This is a genomic window from Stutzerimonas tarimensis, from assembly GCF_042648805.1.
Classification (GTDB): domain Bacteria; phylum Pseudomonadota; class Gammaproteobacteria; order Pseudomonadales; family Pseudomonadaceae; genus Azomonas; species Azomonas tarimensis.
On the sequence record NZ_JBHRXZ010000022.1, the window covers coordinates 204,209 to 222,059 of the forward strand.

General features: G+C 62.7%; 19 protein-coding genes and 1 pseudogene. 15 read left to right on the forward strand and 5 right to left on the reverse strand.

The window, feature by feature from the left end:
* Positions 1-27: 27 nt before the first annotated feature.
* The 12 genes from ACFOMF_RS10105 (at position 28) to glmS (ending at position 11,366) form a co-directional block, all read left to right on the forward strand.
* Entirely contained in the window at positions 28-426 is a 399-nt protein-coding gene (locus tag ACFOMF_RS10105; protein WP_386365795.1) for a F0F1 ATP synthase subunit I, read from the forward strand.
* A gap of 16 nt (positions 427-442) precedes the next feature.
* Entirely contained in the window at positions 443-1,279 is an 837-nt protein-coding gene (gene atpB / locus ACFOMF_RS10110) for a F0F1 ATP synthase subunit A (protein ID WP_386364393.1), read from the forward strand.
* A gap of 72 nt (positions 1,280-1,351) precedes the next feature.
* On the forward strand, positions 1,352-1,588 hold the full coding sequence (gene atpE / locus ACFOMF_RS10115) for a F0F1 ATP synthase subunit C (RefSeq protein ID WP_377812835.1): 237 nt from the start codon (positions 1,352-1,354) through the stop codon (positions 1,586-1,588).
* Between the two features lie 87 nt (positions 1,589-1,675).
* Positions 1,676-2,146 carry a F0F1 ATP synthase subunit B gene (locus tag ACFOMF_RS10120; RefSeq protein ID WP_386364395.1) on the forward strand — a complete coding sequence of 157 codons (471 nt, stop codon included), beginning with the start codon at positions 1,676-1,678 and terminating at the stop codon, positions 2,144-2,146.
* Positions 2,147-2,161: 15 nt separating this feature from the next.
* Positions 2,162-2,695 (forward strand): F0F1 ATP synthase subunit delta, encoded by a 534-nt coding sequence (locus tag ACFOMF_RS10125; RefSeq protein ID WP_386364397.1) that lies wholly within the window; start codon positions 2,162-2,164, stop codon positions 2,693-2,695.
* Positions 2,696-2,710: 15 nt separating this feature from the next.
* The gene (gene atpA / locus ACFOMF_RS10130) at positions 2,711-4,255 is read left to right on the forward strand and encodes a F0F1 ATP synthase subunit alpha (RefSeq protein ID WP_386364399.1); all 1,545 of its coding nucleotides are present in this window, start codon (positions 2,711-2,713) and stop codon (positions 4,253-4,255) included.
* Positions 4,256-4,305: 50 nt separating this feature from the next.
* On the forward strand, positions 4,306-5,166 hold the full coding sequence (gene atpG, locus ACFOMF_RS10135) for a F0F1 ATP synthase subunit gamma (protein WP_386364401.1): 861 nt from the start codon (positions 4,306-4,308) through the stop codon (positions 5,164-5,166).
* A gap of 30 nt (positions 5,167-5,196) precedes the next feature.
* Positions 5,197-6,573: a F0F1 ATP synthase subunit beta gene (gene atpD, locus ACFOMF_RS10140; protein WP_386364403.1), complete on the forward strand. Its 1,377-nt coding sequence runs from the start codon at positions 5,197-5,199 to the stop codon at positions 6,571-6,573.
* An 82-nt stretch (positions 6,574-6,655) separates the two neighbouring features.
* Positions 6,656-7,078: a F0F1 ATP synthase subunit epsilon gene (locus ACFOMF_RS10145; protein ID WP_386365797.1), complete on the forward strand. Its 423-nt coding sequence runs from the start codon at positions 6,656-6,658 to the stop codon at positions 7,076-7,078.
* A 165-nt stretch (positions 7,079-7,243) separates the two neighbouring features.
* Entirely contained in the window at positions 7,244-8,605 is a 1,362-nt protein-coding gene (gene glmU / locus ACFOMF_RS10150) for a bifunctional UDP-N-acetylglucosamine diphosphorylase/glucosamine-1-phosphate N-acetyltransferase GlmU (protein ID WP_386364405.1), read from the forward strand.
* Between the two features lie 138 nt (positions 8,606-8,743).
* Positions 8,744-9,520, forward strand: a complete 777-nt coding sequence (locus tag ACFOMF_RS10155; RefSeq protein ID WP_386364407.1) for a DeoR/GlpR family DNA-binding transcription regulator — start codon at positions 8,744-8,746, stop codon at positions 9,518-9,520.
* 10 nt (positions 9,521-9,530) lie between these two features.
* The gene (glmS, locus tag ACFOMF_RS10160) at positions 9,531-11,366 is read left to right on the forward strand and encodes a glutamine--fructose-6-phosphate transaminase (isomerizing) (protein ID WP_386364409.1); all 1,836 of its coding nucleotides are present in this window, start codon (positions 9,531-9,533) and stop codon (positions 11,364-11,366) included.
* Between the two features lie 3 nt (positions 11,367-11,369).
* On the opposite strand, the gene ACFOMF_RS10165 is transcribed toward glmS, so the two are convergent.
* On the reverse strand, positions 11,370-12,227 hold the full coding sequence (locus ACFOMF_RS10165) for a hypothetical protein (protein WP_386364411.1): 858 nt from the start codon (positions 12,225-12,227) through the stop codon (positions 11,370-11,372).
* 343 nt (positions 12,228-12,570) lie between these two features.
* Between ACFOMF_RS10165 and ACFOMF_RS10170 the strand changes: the two genes are divergently transcribed.
* The gene (locus ACFOMF_RS10170; protein WP_386364413.1) at positions 12,571-12,978 is read left to right on the forward strand and encodes an SMI1/KNR4 family protein; all 408 of its coding nucleotides are present in this window, start codon (positions 12,571-12,573) and stop codon (positions 12,976-12,978) included.
* Between the two features lie 37 nt (positions 12,979-13,015).
* Entirely contained in the window at positions 13,016-13,420 is a 405-nt protein-coding gene (locus ACFOMF_RS10175) for a DUF3301 domain-containing protein (protein ID WP_386364415.1), read from the forward strand.
* 10 nt (positions 13,421-13,430) lie between these two features.
* Here ACFOMF_RS10175 and ACFOMF_RS10180 read toward each other — a convergent pair.
* Positions 13,431-14,378 (reverse strand): annotated as a pseudogene (locus tag ACFOMF_RS10180) (CobW family GTP-binding protein); the annotation flags it as partial.
* Positions 14,379-14,440: 62 nt separating this feature from the next.
* Here ACFOMF_RS10180 and ACFOMF_RS10185 point away from each other — a divergent pair.
* Positions 14,441-14,797: an NADH:ubiquinone oxidoreductase gene (locus ACFOMF_RS10185; protein ID WP_386364417.1), complete on the forward strand. Its 357-nt coding sequence runs from the start codon at positions 14,441-14,443 to the stop codon at positions 14,795-14,797.
* 22 nt (positions 14,798-14,819) lie between these two features.
* On the opposite strand, the gene ACFOMF_RS10190 is transcribed toward ACFOMF_RS10185, so the two are convergent.
* The 3 genes from ACFOMF_RS10190 to ACFOMF_RS10200 form a co-directional block, all read right to left on the reverse strand.
* On the reverse strand, positions 14,820-15,338 hold the full coding sequence (locus ACFOMF_RS10190; RefSeq protein ID WP_386364419.1) for a DUF3617 domain-containing protein: 519 nt from the start codon (positions 15,336-15,338) through the stop codon (positions 14,820-14,822).
* A gap of 77 nt (positions 15,339-15,415) precedes the next feature.
* Entirely contained in the window at positions 15,416-15,799 is a 384-nt protein-coding gene (locus ACFOMF_RS10195; RefSeq protein WP_386364420.1) for a DUF1850 domain-containing protein, read from the reverse strand.
* Entirely contained in the window at positions 15,796-17,823 is a 2,028-nt protein-coding gene (locus tag ACFOMF_RS10200) for a TRAP transporter permease (RefSeq protein WP_386364422.1), read from the reverse strand. Before ACFOMF_RS10200 ends, ACFOMF_RS10195 begins: the two co-directional genes overlap by 4 nt.
* Positions 17,824-17,851: the final 28 nt, after the last annotated feature.

The following is a 17,851-nucleotide window of genomic DNA, read 5'->3' on the forward strand; positions in this document are numbered from 1 at the left end:
GGCGCCGGCTCGGGGCGAGTGGACATGGTGAACATCCGTAACAGGACGCCCCTCCATCGCCAGCCGGTGTTTCGCGTCCTGCAGATGCAATTGCTGGTCACGCTGATAACGGCAATCGTTTGTGCGAGCGTTTTTGGTATCGTTGCGGGCTACTCCGGATTGATCGGAGGCCTGATCGCCTTCACTGCGAACCTGTATTTCGCGCTGAAGGCCTTCCGATATTTCGGCGCGCGCTCGGCTGGGGCAATCGTACGCTCCCTGTGGTCGGGCGAGATGGGTAAACAGATTCTGACAGCAGTGCTGTTTGCGCTGGTGTTCGTGGGAGTGAAACCGCTCGAACCAGTAGCCCTGTTTGCGGGATACCTGCTGGTGCTGGGCATCGGCGCGAGCGCACTCCTGCTCATGAAAAAAAATCTGCGGCATTGAAAGCATAGAGGCGTATATGGCGGACACCCCGGCGGAATATATCCAGCATCACTTGCAGAATCTGGTCTTTGGTGCCCATCCGGAGCGAGGTTGGATCATCGCCCAGAACCCGGAAGAGGTCGCCCAGATGGGCTTCATGTCGATCAACGTCGACACCATGGGCTGGTCGATCCTGATGGGCCTGGTATTCATCCTGCTATTCCGTATGGCGGCGAAAAATGCCACCACCGGCGTGCCGGGCAAATTGCAGAACGTCGTCGAGATGACGGTCGAGTTTGTCGAGGGCATGGTCCGTGACACTTTCCACGGCCGTAACCCCACCATCGCGCCGCTGGCCATGACCATCTTCGTCTGGATCCTGCTGATGAACAGCCTGAAGTGGCTGCCCGTCGACTACATCCCGGGCATCGCCCATGCTCTTGGCGCGCCTTACTTCAAGATCGTTCCGACTGCTGACCCGAACGGTACCTTCGGCATCTCCATCGGCGTCTTCATCCTCATCATCTTCTACAGCCTGAAGGTCAAGGGCGTGGGTGGTTTCACCAGGGAACTATCCCTGCAGCCCTTCAACCACTGGCTGCTGATCCCGTTCAACCTGTTCCTTGAAATCCTGGGCCTGCTCACCAAACCGCTGACGCTGGCACTGCGACTGTTCGGCAACATGTATGCCGGTGAAGTCGTCTTTATCCTCATCGCGCTGCTGCCCTTCTGGGCCCAGTGGACGCTGTATGTACCCTGGGCGATCTTCCATATCCTGGTGATCCCGCTTCAGGCCTTCATCTTCATGGTGCTGACCATCGTCTACCTCAGCTCGGCACATGAAGACCATGGACATGCGGCTCACTCGCCGTGACGGATAAGCAACGCAGTCAAGTTTGATCCACAACTAAAACCCCTAACCACCCCTTAGCTTCAGGAGCTTTACATGGAACTCGTCATCATCGCTGCCTCCATCATGATCGGTCTGGGTGCTCTGAGCACTGGCATCGGCTTCGCCCTGCTGGGCGGCAAGCTGCTGGAATCCACCGCTCGTCAGCCTGAGCTGGCTCCCCAGCTGCAGACCAAGACCTTCCTGATGGCCGGCCTGCTCGACGCCGTCCCGATGATCGGTGTTGGTATCGCGATGTACCTCATCTTCGTTGTCGCTCCCGCTGCTGCTTGAGTCGGTCTGATCCGTGACGGGGCCCCAGGTCCCGTCGTGGAGGAGACGACAGAGCACGCCGAACGAGATAGCACGAGGTAAATCGCTTTGAACATAAACTTGACGCTAGTTGGTCAAACGATCGCCTTCGCCTTTTTCGTCTGGTTCTGCATGAAGTACGTTTGGCCACCCCTGACGGCGGCCATGCAGGAACGCCAGAAGAAAATTGCCGATGGACTGGACGCTGCCGGCCGCGCGCAAAAAGATCTGCAACTGGCCCAGGAAAAGGCATCCAGCACCTTGAAAGATACCAAGGACCAGGCTGCCAAGATCCTCGAGCAGGCCAACAAGCACGCCAGCGCCATCATCGAAGAAGCTCAGCACCAGGCTCGCGCCGAAGGTGAGCGTCTGGTAGCCAGTGCTCGCTCCGAGATCGAACAGGAAGTGAACCGCGCCAAGGATCAGCTGCGTGCTCAGGTCGCGGCTCTCGCCGTTGCCGGTGCCGAGCAGATTCTGCAGTCCCAGGTGGACGCCAAGGTACACAACGATCTGGTCAAAAAACTGGCTGCGCAACTCTAAGCGAGGCAAGCGAAGATGAATAACCAGACGCTTGCCCGGCCCTACGCCAGAGCCGCTTTCGAGCTGGCCAGTGAAGCCGGGCGTACTGACGCATGGCTGAAGCTGCTCAGCGAAGGCGCTGCACTGGTGCAGGTACGCGAAGTCGCCGAGTTGATCGGCAACCCCCGTCTGACACGCGCCAGCAAGATCCAGACGCTGAGCGACCTGTTCGGCGCCGACGTCGACGAAGCGTTTCGCAACTTTCTGGTAGCCCTCGGCGATAACGATCGCCTCGAGCTGCTTCCGACCATCCATGAGCAGTTCGGGACTCTCAAGCTTGAATCCGAGCGCGCCGTGGACGTCGAGGTTGAGACCGCCTACGAGCTTAGCGCCGAGCAACTAAAAAACCTGGCTGCCTCCCTGTCGAAGCGGCTCGATCGTACCGTCACTCCCCAGCAGGTAGTGAATCCTGCGTTGATCGGCGGACTTGTTATCCGCGCCGGCGACGTAGTGATCGACGGTTCGGTCCGCGGCAAGCTGAGCCAGTTGGCCGAAGCGTTGAAATCCTGATTTGAGGGACATGGCATGCAGCAATTGAATCCGTCCGAAATAAGCGAAATCATCAAGCAGCGCATCGCCAAGCTTGATGTTTCCGCCCAAGCCCGTAACGAGGGCACCGTCGTCAGCGTGTCTGACGGCATCGTCCGTATCTACGGCCTCGCCGACGTGATGTACGGCGAGATGATCGAATTCCCCGGTGGCGTCTTTGGTATGGCGCTCAACCTGGAGCAGGACTCCGTAGGCGCCGTGGTACTGGGTAACTACCTGGGCCTGACCGAAGGCATGAGCGCCAAGTGCACCGGCCGCATCCTGGAAGTACCGGTTGGCCCGGAACTGCTGGGTCGCGTGGTCGATGCCCTGGGTAACCCGATCGATGGCAAGGGCCCGATCGAAGCCAAGGAAACCGACGCCGTCGAGAAGGTGGCTCCGGGTGTGATCTGGCGTAAGTCGGTCGACCAGCCGGTGCAGACCGGCTACAAGTCCGTCGACGCGATGATTCCGGTTGGTCGTGGCCAGCGCGAGCTGATCATTGGCGACCGCCAGATCGGCAAGACCGCCCTGGCCATCGACGCCATCATCAACCAGAAGAACAGCGGCATCCGCTGCGTGTACGTGGCCATCGGTCAGAAGCAGTCGACCATTGCCAACATCGTGCGCAAGCTGGAAGAGCACGGCGCGCTGAGCAACACCATCGTGGTGGCTGCCTCCGCGTCCGAATCCGCTGCCCTGCAGTACCTGGCGCCTTACGCCGGTTGCACCATGGGCGAATACTTCCGCGACCGCGGCGAAGACGCGCTGATCGTTTATGACGATCTGTCCAAGCAGGCCGTGGCCTACCGCCAGATCTCCCTGCTGCTACGCCGTCCGCCGGGTCGTGAAGCCTATCCGGGTGACGTCTTCTATCTCCACAGCCGCCTGCTGGAGCGCGCCTCCCGCGTTTCCGAAGAGTATGTGGAGCAATTCACCAAGGGCGCCGTCAAGGGCAAGACCGGTTCGCTGACCGCTCTGCCGCTGATCGAAACCCAGGCGGGTGACGTCTCTGCGTTCGTTCCGACCAACGTGATCTCCATCACCGACGGTCAGATCTTCCTGGAATCGTCCATGTTCAACTCGGGCATCCGTCCAGCGGTCAACGCCGGTATCTCGGTGTCCCGCGTAGGTGGTGCAGCCCAGACCAAGATCATCAAGAAGCTCTCCGGTGGCATCCGTACCGCGCTCGCGCAGTACCGTGAACTGGCAGCCTTTGCCCAGTTCGCCTCGGACCTCGACGAAGCGACCCGCAAGCAGCTCGAGCATGGTCAGCGCGTTACCGAGCTGATGAAGCAGAAGCAGTACGCCCCGATGTCGGTCGGCGAAATGGCCATCTCCCTGTATGCCGCCGAGCGTGGCTTCCTGCAGGACGTCGAAGTGGCCAAGGTAGGTGCTTTCGAGCAGGCGTTGATCGCCTACTTCCAGCGTGAGAAAGCCGATCTGCTGGCGAAGATCAACGAGAAGGGCGACTTCAACGATGAAATCGACGCGGGCATCAAGTCCGGCATCGAGTCGTTCAAGGCCTCCCAGAGCTGGTAAGCCGCAGCGGGAGCCGCAAGGCTCCCGCCTGCTAACGCTATAGGTGTCAAATGGCAGGCGCAAAAGAGATTCGCAGCAAGATTGCGAGCATCAAGAGCACGCAGAAGATCACCAGCGCCATGGAAAAAGTGGCGGTCAGCAAGATGCGCAAGGCCCAGATGCGCATGTCTGCCAGCCGTCCCTATGCGGAGCGGATCCGCCAGGTGATTGGCCATCTGGCCAATGCCAACCCGGAATACCGCCATCCGTTCATGGTGGAGCGCCCGGTCAAGCGTGTCGGTTACATCGTGGTTTCCTCCGACCGTGGCCTGTGCGGCGGCCTGAACATCAACCTGTTCAAGGCGCTGATCAAGAACATGAAGGAGTGGCACGACCAGAAGGTCGAGGCCGAGCTCTGTGTAATCGGCAACAAGGGTGCAAGCTTTTTCCGCAGCTATGGCGGCAACGTCGTTGCAGCGGTGGGCAACATCGGTGAAGCGCCGACCGTCAATCAGCTGGTCGGTAGCGTCAAGGTGATGCTGGATGCCTTCAACGAAGGCCGTTTGGACCGTCTTTACGTGGTGTCGAACAAGTTCATCAACACCATGACCCAGAAGCCGACGGTGGAGCAGCTGCTGCCCCTCGAGGCCAGCGAAGACGAGACCGCCAAGCGCCATTGGGATTACCTGTACGAGCCCGACGCCCAGTCGCTGCTCGACGGTCTCCTGGTGCGCTACGTGGAGTCCCAGGTCTACCAGGCCGTGGTCGAGAACGGCGCGGCCGAGCAGGCGGCGCGGATGATCGCGATGAAGAACGCCACGGACAACGCCGGCGATCTCATCGGCGACCTGCAACTCGTCTACAACAAGGCTCGTCAGGCTGCGATCACCCAGGAAATTTCGGAAATCGTCGGCGGCGCTGCCGCGGTTTAAGAACGGTTCAAATATTCAGAGGAACCAGAAATGAGTAGCGGACGTATCGTTCAAATCATCGGCGCCGTCATCGACGTGGAGTTTTCACGCGATCAGGTACCGAACGTCTACGACGCGCTGAAAGTCGTCGGCGCGGAAACCACCCTGGAAGTCCAGCAGCAGCTGGGCGACGGCATTGTCCGGACCATCGCCATGGGTTCCACCGAGGGCCTCAAGCGTGGCCTGGACGTGAACAACACCGGTACCGGTATTGCCGTTCCGGTCGGCGTGGCCACCCTCGGCCGTATCATGGACGTACTGGGTAACCCCATCGACGAAGCCGGCCCCATCGGTGAAGAAGAGCGCTGGACGATTCACCGCGCTGCACCGAGCTATTCGGAGCAGGCTGGCGGCAACGACCTGCTGGAAACCGGCATCAAGGTAATCGACCTGGTCTGCCCGTTCGCCAAGGGTGGTAAGGTCGGCCTGTTCGGCGGTGCCGGCGTGGGCAAGACCGTCAACATGATGGAGCTGATCCGCAACATCGCCATGGAACACAGCGGTTACTCCGTGTTCGCGGGCGTGGGTGAGCGTACCCGTGAAGGGAACGACTTCTACCACGAGATGAAGGACTCCAACGTTCTCGACAAGGTCGCCCTGGTCTATGGCCAGATGAACGAGCCGCCGGGCAACCGTCTGCGCGTGGCATTGACCGGCCTGACCATGGCCGAGAAATTCCGTGACGAAGGCCGTGACGTCCTGTTGTTCGTCGACAACATCTACCGTTACACCCTCGCCGGTACCGAAGTATCCGCACTGCTGGGCCGTATGCCGTCCGCGGTGGGTTATCAGCCGACCCTGGCCGAAGAGATGGGCGTTCTGCAGGAGCGCATCACGTCGACCAAGAAGGGCTCGATCACTTCCGTTCAGGCCGTTTACGTACCTGCGGACGACTTGACCGACCCGTCCCCGGCGACCACCTTCGCCCACCTGGACGCCACCGTGGTACTGTCCCGCGACATCGCCTCCCTGGGTATCTACCCGGCGGTCGATCCGCTCGACTCCACCTCGCGCCAGCTGGATCCGCTGGTGATCGGCCAGGAGCACTACGACACCGCTCGCGGCGTCCAGTACGTGCTGCAGCGCTACAAGGAGCTGAAGGACATCATCGCGATCCTCGGCATGGACGAACTGTCCGAAGCCGACAAGCAGCTGGTATCCCGCGCGCGCAAGATCCAGCGCTTCCTGTCCCAGCCGTTCTTCGTGGCTGAAGTCTTCACCGGTGCTCCGGGCAAGTACGTGTCGCTGAAGGAAACCATCCGCGGCTTCGCAGGCATCCTCAACGGCGACTACGATCACCTGCCGGAACAGGCCTTCTACATGGTCGGCGGTATCGAAGAAGCCATCGAGAAAGCCAAGAAACTGTAACGTGGCGCGCCCGCGAGGGCGCCCGATCGGGAAAGGCGGGGTCCGCTCCGTCTGACCTGTCAACCGAGGCATTTGTATGGCTATGTCAGTGCATTGCGATATCGTCAGTGCGGAAGAAGAGCTGTTCTCGGGGTTGGTGGAAATGGTCGTCGCCCATGGTCACAACGGTGACCTGGGCTTCCTGCCGGGCCACGCGCCGCTGCTGACCGACCTCAAGCCGGGTCCGGTGCGGGTCATCAAGCAGGGTGGCGAGGAAGAGATCTTCTACATCTCCGGAGGCTTCATCGAGGTCCAGCCGGATATGGTGAAGGTGCTGGCCGACACCGGTACCCGCGCTCGCGACCTGGACGAAGCCGCTGCGAAGCAGGCCGTTCGTGACGCCGAAAAGGCGATCAACGAGAAGGGCGCCGACTTCGATTACGGTTCGGCCGCTGCGCGTCTGGCCGAGGCCGCTGCCCAGCTGCGGACCATCGAGAGCCTGCGCAAGAAGTACGGTCGTCACTGACCGGCGGTTCGCCGCGCTGGAAAAGGGTAGCCTCGGCTACCCTTTTCTTTTTCCGCCACGGCACGACTTCCCCGGGTGGCCGGTTATGCTGTCGTCCGGTTAGGGCCCCGGTTGCAATCATGACAATGGGCCCTGTCTTCACATGTCAGCTTTAGGATCAGCCTGATGTCCCTCGATATCGTCATCCTCGCCGCCGGCCAAGGCACTCGCATGCGCTCGGCGCTTCCCAAGGTGCTGCACCCCATCGCCGGGCAATCGATGCTTGGTCATGTCATCGAGACCGCGCGCCAGCTTCAGCCAGGGGGCATCCACGTGGTGATCGGGCATGGCGCCGAGCAGGTACGGAGTCGACTGGCGGCCGAGGATGTCAATTTCGTGCTCCAGGCCGAACAGCTGGGTACTGGTCACGCGGTGGCCCAGGCCTTGCCAGCGCTCGGTGCCGAACGGGTGCTGATCCTCTACGGCGACGTGCCGCTGATCGAAGCCGCGACGCTCGAGCGGCTGTTGCTCAAGGTCGAGGATCGGCAGCTTGCCCTGCTGACCGTGGAGCTTGCCGATCCGACCGGCTACGGTCGCATCATCCGAGACGCCAAGGGCGAGGTTCAGGCGATCGTCGAACACAAGGACGCCACGCCTGCGCAGCGCGCCGTTCGGGAGGGCAATACCGGAATTCTCGCGGTACCGGCCGGACGTCTGGCCGACTGGCTGGGCCGGCTCGGCAACGACAATGCCCAGGGCGAGTATTACCTGACCGACGTCATTGCCATGGCTGTGGCCGATGGCTTGCGGGTCGCCACCGAGCAACCCGCCGAGGAGATGGAAGTGCAGGGGGCGAACGACCGCATTCAGCTTGCCCAGCTCGAACGCCACTACCAGCAGCGCGTCGCCCGGCAGCTGATGGCTCAGGGCGTGACGCTGCGGGATCCTTCCCGGCTGGACGTGCGGGGACAGGTCGAGGCAGGGCGGGACGTGATGATCGATATCAACGTGATCCTGGAGGGTCGGGTGGTCATCGAGGACGGTGTCGAGATTGGCCCACATTGCGTGATCAAGGACAGCAACCTGCGTCGTGGCGCGAAGGTCAAGGCCAGCAGCCATCTCGACGGCGCCGAGTTGGGCGAGGGCGCCGACTGCGGGCCCTTTGCACGACTGCGGCCAGGCGCAGTGCTCAAGGCCGGTGCCCATGTGGGCAACTTCGTCGAGGTGAAGAACGCCGAGCTTGGCGAGGGTGCCAAGGCCGGCCACTTGAGTTACCTGGGCGACGCGCTGATCGGGGCGCGCACGAACATTGGCGCGGGCACCATCACCTGCAACTATGACGGTGCGAACAAGCACCGCACCGTGATGGGCGAGGACGTGTTCATCGGCTCGAACAGCGCTCTGGTGGCTCCTGTCACCCTTGGTGATGGTGCCACCACCGCTGCGGGTTCCACCGTCACCCTGGATGTGCCAGCCGGGAATCTCGCCGTGGCGCGGGGGCGCCAACGCAACATCGAGGGATGGCAGAGGCCGAAAAAGCAGCGCTAAGAGGAAGCCACCAGCTACAAGCAAAAGCCAGGGAGGGCCTTGCAGAAGGCTGAACGCCCCTCATGCGCAGCTTTCAACTTGCGCCTTTCAAGGCGCTTATGTTTTGATTCGTCAGCATTATCTTCCGAATCGAAACTTATGTCGAAACGCAACACCCCGCAGCGTCGCCACGCCATTCTCGCGTTGCTCTCCGAGCAGGGCGAGGTGAGTGTCGATGCGCTGGCGAAACGCTTCGAAACTTCGGAAGTTACCGTTCGCAAGGATCTCACCGCGCTGGAGCGCAATGGCTTGCTGTTGCGTCGTTACGGCGGGGCGGTGCCCGTTCCGCAGGAGCTCGTGGGCGATCCCCTCGGCCCTGTGTCGCCGTTCAAGCAGGCCATCGCTCGTGCGGCCGCCGGCTGCATCCGCGAGCATGCCCGGGTAATCATCGACAGTGGCAGTACCACGGCGGCGATGATTCCGGAGATCGGTCACAAGGCCGGGCTGGTGGTCATGACCAATTCCCTGCATGTCGCCAATGCGCTGCGTGAACTGGAGCATGAGCCGGTGCTACTGATGACCGGCGGCACCTGGGACCCGCATTCGGAGTCCTTCCAGGGCAAGGTGGCTGAGCAGGTCCTGCGCTCCTACGACTTCGACCAGCTGTTCATCGGTGCCGATGGCATCGACCTGGAACGAGGCACCACCACCTTCAACGAGTTGCTGGGGCTCTCCCAGGTCATGGCCGAGGTCGCCCGTGAGGTCATTGTCATGGCCGAGTCGGACAAGATCGGCCGGCGCATGCCGAACCTGGAACTGCCCTGGCAGCGTGTACACACCTTCATCACCGACGACAGGCTGCCCGCGGATGTGCGTGCGAGCCTCGAACAACGGGACGTGCGCGTGATCTGTGCCAGCCCGTCATCCCTATCCTAGGAGAGATCGCATGTGCGGCATCGTGGGCGCCATTGCTGAACGAAACATCAGTCCGATCCTGCTTGAAGGTCTCAAACGCCTCGAGTATCGCGGCTACGACAGCGCTGGCGTGGCGGTGCTCGACGCCCAGGGGCAGCTCAAGCGGTTGCGTCGCAACGGCAAGGTGGCCGAACTCGACCAGGCCCTGCGCGTGAACGGACTCGGCGGTCGCCTGGGCATCGCCCACACCCGCTGGGCCACCCACGGCGCACCCAGTGAGCGTAACGCCCATCCGCATTTCTCCGGCGATGGCCTGGCCGTGGTGCACAACGGCATCATCGAAAATCATGAGGCGCTGCGGCGCGAGCTCGCTGCCCTGGGGTATGTGTTCACCTCGGACACCGACACCGAAGTCATCGTCCACCTGCTGCACCACAAGCTGAGCACCCTCGGCGATCTGACCGCCGCGCTGAAGGCGGCGATTCCTGAACTGCATGGGGCCTATGGCCTGGCGGTGGTCAGTGCCGCCCAGCCGGATCGCCTGCTGGCAGCCCGCAGCGGCAGCCCGCTGGTGATTGGTCTGGGCCTGGGAGAAAACTTCCTCGCCTCCGACCAGCTCGCCTTGCGCCAGGTCACCGACCGCTTCGTCTATCTGGAAGAGGGCGACATCGCCGAAATCCGTCGCGACAGCCTGCAGATCTGGAACCTTGCGGGCGAGGCGGTGCAGCGCGAGACGGTGCAGTACCACGAGGGCGCCGAGGCCGCCGACAAGGGCGAGTACCGCCACTTCATGCTCAAGGAAATCCACGAGCAGCCGCGGGTGGTGCGGCGCACCCTCGAAGGGCGGCTGGGCGATGGCCAGGTGCTGGTCGAGGCCTTCGGGCCAGGGGCCGCCGAGCTGTTTGCCAGGGTCCGCAACGTGCAGATCGTCGCCTGTGGTACCAGCTACCATGCCGGCATGGTGGCTCGCTACTGGCTGGAAGAACTGGCCGGGGTGCCGTGCCAGGTCGAGGTGGCCAGCGAATTCCGTTATCGCAAGGTGGCGGTGCAGCCGGACAGCCTGTTCGTCAGCATTTCCCAATCGGGCGAGACGGCAGACACCCTGGCGGCGCTGCGCAATGCCCGGGACGCCGGCTACCTGGCCAGCCTGGCGATCTGCAATGTGGCCATTAGCTCGCTGGTGCGTGAATCCGACCTGACCCTGTTGACCCAGGCCGGGCCCGAGATCGGTGTGGCTTCCACCAAGGCCTTCACCACCCAGCTGGTGGCATTGATGCTGCTCACCCTGTCACTGGGGCAGGCACGTGCCACGTTGGACAGAGGGGTCGAGGCTGAGCTGGTCAGCGAACTGCGCTGTCTGCCAACGCGGCTTGGCGAGGCCCTGGCGATGGATGCGGTCATCGAACAGGTCGCCGAATTCTTTGCCGACAAGCATCACACGCTGTTCCTCGGTCGCGGCGCCCAGTACCCGGTGGCCATGGAGGGTGCCCTCAAGCTCAAGGAGATCTCCTATATTCACGCCGAGGCCTATCCGGCCGGCGAGCTCAAGCACGGCCCGCTGGCGCTGGTGGACAGCGACATGCCGGTGGTGACCGTGGCGCCGAACAACGAGTTGGTGGAAAAGCTCAAGTCCAATCTGCAAGAAGTCCGCGCCCGCGGCGGCGAGCTGATCGTGTTCGCCGACGTGCGCGCCGGACTGGAAAACGGCGAGGGCATCCGCCTGGTGAACATGCCGCACATCAGTGATGCGCTGGCGCCGATCCTCTACACCATTCCGCTGCAGCTGCTCTCCTATCACGTGGCGGTGTTCAAGGGCACCGATGTCGATCAGCCACGCAACCTGGCCAAGAGCGTGACTGTGGAGTGATGATCAGGATGGCTCCGAGTCCAATGGCTCGGGCCTGATCAGCGGAGGGGGCTCCTGTGCCTGATAAGGGGTTTCCGGGCGGAGGGTCGATGGCCGCAGGCCGTCGTGATCGAGTTTGGCCTCGCGCTTGTTGGAGCCCAGCACTCGGCGTGCCAAGGCGCTGCTTCGGTGGACATCGCCGAAATGGTAGAGCGCCGTGGCTCTTAGCAGACGAGGGTCACACTCGTCATTGCCATGCAGGCTCCGGTAGCCCCAGAAAAGGTAGAGATGCCCTGGTACGAGCCGGACAGTGATGGGGCGGAGCAGGCCGCGCCTTATTCCATGGGCGATCAGGCGCTGGCTAAAGGTGTTCTGCAGGAGGCTTTTTTCCAGCATGTTGATCAGAACATTGCGGCGGAACCTACGCAGGTTGGGGAATATGAACAGATCTCCACGATACGGCCCGTCGTCCGGGATGACCACCGGTAGCAGGGCTGTAACTGCAGTAGCGTCAAAATGATAGAAGTGCGCCTGCTTGCGTCCATTATGACCGGCCAGGCAGCGCAGGACCGGAAACATCCGCTCATCCGGGTCGGGATTGTGGTCAAGGCCTTGCCGGTAGAGCTCAGATAACAAGCGGTGAAAGAGGGGCAAGCGAGCAAAGCTTCCCAGCAGCGTATCGTCCAGCGCTTCCACGCCATGCACTGAAAAATATCGATGGCCATGCACTGCCACCTGTTGGGCCACATAATCCCGTGCCCGTTGCAGCTCGTCGTCACTAAGAACATGTTCCAGAACCGCGTAACCTTCGCGGTCCATCCGTTCGGCCAGGTGTAACAATGCACTCTCGTCGATACTCGAAAGAACGGTGCTGAAATCCATTTGCGGTCGGGCCCTTGACCCGCTCCTTGTGTATTTGAGCCATGTTAGTAGCGGCACATTGCCCTGTTTTCATTCCGACCGACGGTCTCTGAATTAATTTCGCGGCTGTATCAGATTTTTCTGTCCTCGGTATCGGTGACGCTTTCATTAACGGCGAGTGCAAAGCTAGGCGAGACCGCTCCAAGGGTCAGGTTCATGGCTTTTGTGATGTCGGCTGCTAATCTCGAATTAATCACTGGAAGCCCCAGACTTTTTGTAGGAATCGCTCGATAGAAGGTTTCAGCGGCGGATTTGTTGACTCATAACGCCGTAAAATGGCGTCGTTGTCTTGGGGAGATGAGTTGTGGAAGAGGTGATTGACCAGCTGCGTGAGCAGAACGAGAAGGTACCGGTACCGCTGGAGCTGCCCGATGACGATCGGCTGGTGGAAATCGAGGAAGAGCTGCTGATCAATCTGCCGTTCGACCTGCGCGAATTCCTGCTCATGGTCAGCGATGTGGTGTACGGACGGCTCGAACCGGTCACGGCGACCGATCCGCAGTCGCATACCTATCTGCCGGATGTCGCCGCCAATGCCTGGGACGTGGGGGTACCCCGCGATCTCGTGCCCCTGTGCCAGGACGGGGACGATTACTACCTGGTGGATGTCGAAGGCCAGGTGTTGCGTTGGGACGGCGGCGAGGAAGCCATGACCGACGAAACCTGGGATTCCGTTTGGCACTGGGTGCGTGATGTCTGGCTGGAGAGCTGAGATGACCCGCCTGTCGTACTGAAGTGAGTGAAACGCCATGATCACGTTCGGCAATCTGACCCTGTTCCTGCTGCTGGCCACGCTTGGTGCGTGGCTCTGGCACGCCTATGGCATACGCGAGCGCGCCCTGGCGGCGGTGCGTCGACATTGCGACAAGGAGGCGGTGGAGCTGCTCGACGGCAATGTCGCCTTCCGCCGGCTTGGTCTGGTCAATGATGCACGGGGTCAGCGACGCCTGGCCCGCGTCTACGGCTTCGAGTTCACCGTGACCGGTGAACAGCGGCATCCCGGTACCATTGTCATGTTTGGTCCGCGGGTGGGTTACATCGAATTGGCACCGCATCCCTATCAGCCGTGCGCTGCCGAACCGGCGCCGGCCGAGCGGGCCCAGGTGGTGGTGCTGGCCGACTGGCGTCGCGAGCGCTCACCGCGTCGGGACTGAGCGATCGCACACAGACGCTCAGCCCGGCGGTCAGACTGGCCGCGTCGCGCGCCTCGGTGAAGATGAGCTCGAGTCTTGAATCCTTTCGCCATTCGCTAGGCTTGAAGACCAGCCTTTGCCCGTCGACGGCATTGGCCGAGTACCAGCGACTGTCGTCGCGCAATACCAGCTTGGCCCGCCGCCAGTCCAGCCCGTCCAGCCAGGCGGATACCCGTTGCAGGTCGAAGCGCTGACTCGGATGCCAGCGCCAGCCGATGCTCCAGCCGGCATCGCTAGCCTGCACCTGGCACAGCGCCTGGGCGGGGTCGCTCCAGAGCATGCCGGGGGCCGGCTGGCTGTCTGGAACCGCGAGGCTTGCGGCTGTCGCGGCCGGCTGACATTCATGACCAGGCAGGTGTTGCAAGGGCAACTGGCCGTGGTCGGTCCAGACTGCCGGCACGACCGGCAGCTGGCGCAACAGTGCCTGGCGGCTGGGACTGTCCAGATGGCAGCTCTTGTTCAGCACCAATAGCCCGGCAGCGGCGAGGGTACCGGTCTGCTGCTCGGGCAAGGGCTCTCCGGCTGCCAGGGCCGTGGCATCCATCACCACGACCGGCGGTTGCAGGGCGAGCACCCCACGCCAGGGCGGCTCGGCCAATTGCGCCAGCAAGGTGTCCGGATGCCCCAGCCCGGAGGGTTCGATCAGCAGCCGGTCGGGCCTGGCCTGGCGCAGCAGACGACCGAGTCCAACCTGGAAGGGCAGGCCATTGACACAACAGAGGCAGCCACCGGGGATCTCGGCGACGCTGGCGTCGCTGCCCTGCAGCAGCGCAGCGTCGAGGCCGACCAAGCCGAACTCGTTGATCAGTACAGCCCAACGTTCGGCGGCTGGCTTCTGCGCCAGCAAGGCGCGGATCAGGCTGGTCTTGCCGGCGCCCAGTGAACCGGCGATCAGGTGCGTGGGGATCTGGCTCAGCATCTTTTCAGCCATGGCTGCGTCGGGCGCTGTAGAGTAGCGCGGCCTTGTGGAGGAAGGGACCCATGCGTCTGTTGATTCTGTCTGTTTTACTGCTGGCGAGCAGCCAGTCGCTCGCCGATGCCTGCATCATCCACAGTCAGGGTGAGCGGGTGGAGGTGAAGGTCTGTCAGCAGAACCGCAGCATTCCATCGGAGATGTTCCACAAGGGATTCTGCCAGCCACGCCTGCAGGGGCAGAAGGTGGAAGTGACCCGGGTGGAACAGTGCCCCATTGGCTATTTTGGCGCCTGCCGCAATGCCCGGGTTGGCGGCATGCCCTACCAGCAGGACATCTACTACTACGGCGTGCCCAGCGATGCGCGCTATCTCAAGCCCGCCTGTGAGCAGCAGAGCGGAGGCGTCTGGACGGGCTTTCGCTAGTTCCACGTGGAACGCCAGGGGCTCATTCCACCGGTCGGACGTCACCGCAATCGGCCTGAATCCAGCGTGCATGGGTTTCCATGCTGCCGCGCTGGGTCTCGCTGCCAACGTCAAGGGTGGATTCGACGCGCGTGGTGAAGGCACGTCTCCCGCTGAAGCGCACCTCGCCTTCCCCCTTGGCGTCCGGGCAGTCGAAGCGAAACGCCCAGTGGTCGGCGCCCCGTTCGGTAATCTCCTGGCGGCAGTCTGACTCCGGGTCATACAGGGGCAGCTCATCGGCCTGGGCCTGCTCCTCGGTCAGGCACACCCGAATGCCCTGGGTGCCCAGCTGCACGCCGCTATCGAGCATCATCTGCTCCATCATCTGTCGCTGTTCCGGCGCCATGGCGCCTAGCATCTCCTGCAGGTCCGGCAGCGGCTGACCATCGACCTGCATGTTGCTCGAGGTGAACTCCCAGAGGCCTGGTTCCACGGTTTGTGCTGCCAGGCCGGTGGCGAAGAGACTGGCCGTCAGGGCGACGGCAAGGGTGCGAGCGTTCACGGGCAAGACTCCTTTCGACGGGGGTGAGCAGAACTCTAGCAGCGAATCGGCACCCCTGCGGCAGGACTCCGGTGCGACTAGGTTTCGCAGCTCCAGAGCTCCAGCGACGGCTGCGCCGCATCCGGCGGCCCCAGCCACCGGCTCAGCGCATGACATTCACCCTCGATGCAGATCTCGTAGTCGCCGGCTTGCGGAGTACGGCCGACCCGCAAAGGCTGCAGTGGCGGTAGTCTGACCGGGTAGTGCCAGGCGCCGTCGCGCAGAATGGCACCCTCGGGGATCTCCATGCCGGCACCGGTGCCCCTGACCCGGGCCGAGAGGATGACCAGCCCGGCCGGGCTGACCTGGTAATCCTCCTCCCAGCGGATCTTCTCGATGCTGTGTGTCCAGGCCAGGGTAAAGGCCGGCAGGGGCAACATTGCCCACACCGCCCCTGCCAGGCCAAGACACAAGCCGATCACGCGATCGCCGGTGCGGCGCGGCGCGCACGCCAGAAGTGCTGGGCGAGGAACAGTGCGCCCAGGGCGAAGCCGATCTCGTCGGTGATCGGCATGGCCAGGATCATGGTGCCACCGGCGACAAAGGCCAGGATCCGCTCCCACCAGGCGAGATGGCGGGCAAGGTACCCGGTGAACACCACGCCCCACAGGCCGATGGCGAAGGCCGCCTTGGCGAACATGAAGGCGGTAGCCAGCAGGCTGTCGCCCTGCATCATCAGCGCCGGGTTGTAGACCGCCATGAAGGGCACGAGGAAGCCGGCAATGGCGATGCGGATTGCCCACATGCTGATCTTCAGCCCCTTCTCCTTGGCGATCGGCGCGGCAGCAAAGCAGGCCAGTGCCACCGGTGGAGTCAGGTCGGCCATGATGCCGAAGTAGAAGACGAACATGTGCGAGACGATCAGCGGCACGCCCAGGTCGAGCAGGGCCGGTGCGGCGATGGAACTGGTGATGATGTAGTTGGGGATGGTCGGGATGCCCATCCCCAGTACCAGACAGGTCAGCATCGTCAGTACCAGAGAGAGGAACAGGTTTTCCTCGCCGATGGCCAGAATGTAACCGGCAAAGGTCGAGGCCACGCCGGTCAGCGAGACCACGCCGATGATCACCCCCACCAGGGCGCAGGCGATCCCCACCGGCACTGCATGGCGGGCGCCCTGGACCATGGCGTACAGGCACAGCACCAAAGTCTCCCGCCCACCTTTGACGAAGAAGCAGGCCGCCACCAGCAGGCCGATGACCCCGAAGATCACTCCGATGCCCGCCTGGAAGAAACCGGCGCAGAGAATGCCCAGCGCCACCCAGAAGGCCATGCGTAGCCAGAACGAGGAAAACCTGAGGATGATCGCCGAGCCGAGGATGACGATGGCGGTGAGCGACAGGCCGACCATGCCGGAGAACAGTGGCGTGCGTCCGGAGAACAGCAGATAGATCAGCACGCCCAGCGGGAGCAGCAGGAACCAGCGCTGCTTCACCGCCGCCCAGGGGTTCGGGCATTCGTCTTTCGGCAGGCCCCTGAGGCCGGCGCGCTTGGCTTCCAGATGGACCATCAGGAACACCGAGCCGAAGTAGAGCAGGGCTGGTAGCAGGGCCGCCTTGGCCACTTCGAGGAAGGGCACGTTGATGGTCTCGGCCATGATGAAGGCCACCGCGCCCATCACCGGCGGCATCATCTGGCTGCCCATGGAGGCGGTGGATTCCACCCCACCGGCAAAGGCAGCGCGATAGCCGAAGCGCTTCATCAGCGGGATGGTGAACTGGCCGGTGGTCACCACGTTGGCCACGCCGGAGCCGGTGATGGTGCCCATCAGCGCCGAGGAAACCACCGAGACCTTGGCCGGTCCGCCGGTCTTGTGGCCGAACAGGCCCATGGCGAAGTCGGTGAACAGCTTGATCATTCCGGCCTGTTCGAGAAAGGCGCCGAACAGGATGAACAGGAAGATATAGGTCGCCGAGACATAGATCGGTGTGCCGTAGAAGCCCTCGGTGCCGAAGGCCAGCTGGTTGATGATCTGGTCGAAGTAGTAGCCCCGGTGGGCCAGGTCCCCCGGCAGATGCTGGCCGAACATGGCGTAGGCGAGAAACAACCCGCAGATGACCGGCAGGGCCCAGCCCATCACGCGGCGGGCGGCTTCGAAGATCAGCACGGTGAGCACGATGCCGATGATGAAATCGCCCGTCGTCAGGTCACCGGAGCGCTGGATCAGGTCGGCCTCGAAATACCACTGGTACACCGCTGTGGCCATGCCGGCGAGGCCCAGCAGCCAGGCCATGGGTTGCCAGGGGCGTCCCTTGCCCGCTACGGGAAAGCTGAGAAACACTACCAACAGCAGGAAGCCCACATGGGTCGCGCGCAGGACCTGCGAGGACACCGGGTGAAAGGCGGCGGTAATGATCTGGAAAGTGGAAAACAGAAGGGCGACGGCAAACAGCGCCTTCGGCCAAGTACCGGGGTTCTCCCCCAGTCCCTGCTGATGTTCGCTCATGGGATGGTGACCTCTTGTACAGCGCAAG

What these genes read in the sequence shown, in the direction of transcription:
- atpB (WP_386364393.1), top strand. Translation starts at nt 443, where the DNA reads ATGGCGGACACCCCGGCGGAATATATCCAGCATCACTTGCAGAATCTG.
- atpE (WP_377812835.1), top strand. Translation starts at nt 1,352, where the DNA reads ATGGAACTCGTCATCATCGCTGCCTCCATCATGATCGGTCTGGGTGCT.
- ACFOMF_RS10125 (WP_386364397.1), top strand. Translation starts at nt 2,162, where the DNA reads ATGAATAACCAGACGCTTGCCCGGCCCTACGCCAGAGCCGCTTTCGAG.
- atpA (WP_386364399.1), top strand. Translation starts at nt 2,711, where the DNA reads ATGCAGCAATTGAATCCGTCCGAAATAAGCGAAATCATCAAGCAGCGC.
- atpG (WP_386364401.1), top strand. Translation starts at nt 4,306, where the DNA reads ATGGCAGGCGCAAAAGAGATTCGCAGCAAGATTGCGAGCATCAAGAGC.
- atpD (WP_386364403.1), top strand. Translation starts at nt 5,197, where the DNA reads ATGAGTAGCGGACGTATCGTTCAAATCATCGGCGCCGTCATCGACGTG.
- ACFOMF_RS10145 (WP_386365797.1), top strand. Translation starts at nt 6,656, where the DNA reads ATGTCAGTGCATTGCGATATCGTCAGTGCGGAAGAAGAGCTGTTCTCG.
- glmU (WP_386364405.1), top strand. Translation starts at nt 7,244, where the DNA reads ATGTCCCTCGATATCGTCATCCTCGCCGCCGGCCAAGGCACTCGCATG.
- ACFOMF_RS10155 (WP_386364407.1), top strand. Translation starts at nt 8,744, where the DNA reads ATGTCGAAACGCAACACCCCGCAGCGTCGCCACGCCATTCTCGCGTTG.
- glmS (WP_386364409.1), top strand. Translation starts at nt 9,531, where the DNA reads ATGTGCGGCATCGTGGGCGCCATTGCTGAACGAAACATCAGTCCGATC.
- ACFOMF_RS10165 (WP_386364411.1), bottom strand. Translation starts at nt 12,227, where the DNA reads ATGGATTTCAGCACCGTTCTTTCGAGTATCGACGAGAGTGCATTGTTA.
- ACFOMF_RS10175 (WP_386364415.1), top strand. Translation starts at nt 13,016, where the DNA reads ATGATCACGTTCGGCAATCTGACCCTGTTCCTGCTGCTGGCCACGCTT.
- ACFOMF_RS10185 (WP_386364417.1), top strand. Translation starts at nt 14,441, where the DNA reads ATGCGTCTGTTGATTCTGTCTGTTTTACTGCTGGCGAGCAGCCAGTCG.
- ACFOMF_RS10200 (WP_386364422.1), bottom strand. Translation starts at nt 17,823, where the DNA reads ATGAGCGAACATCAGCAGGGACTGGGGGAGAACCCCGGTACTTGGCCG.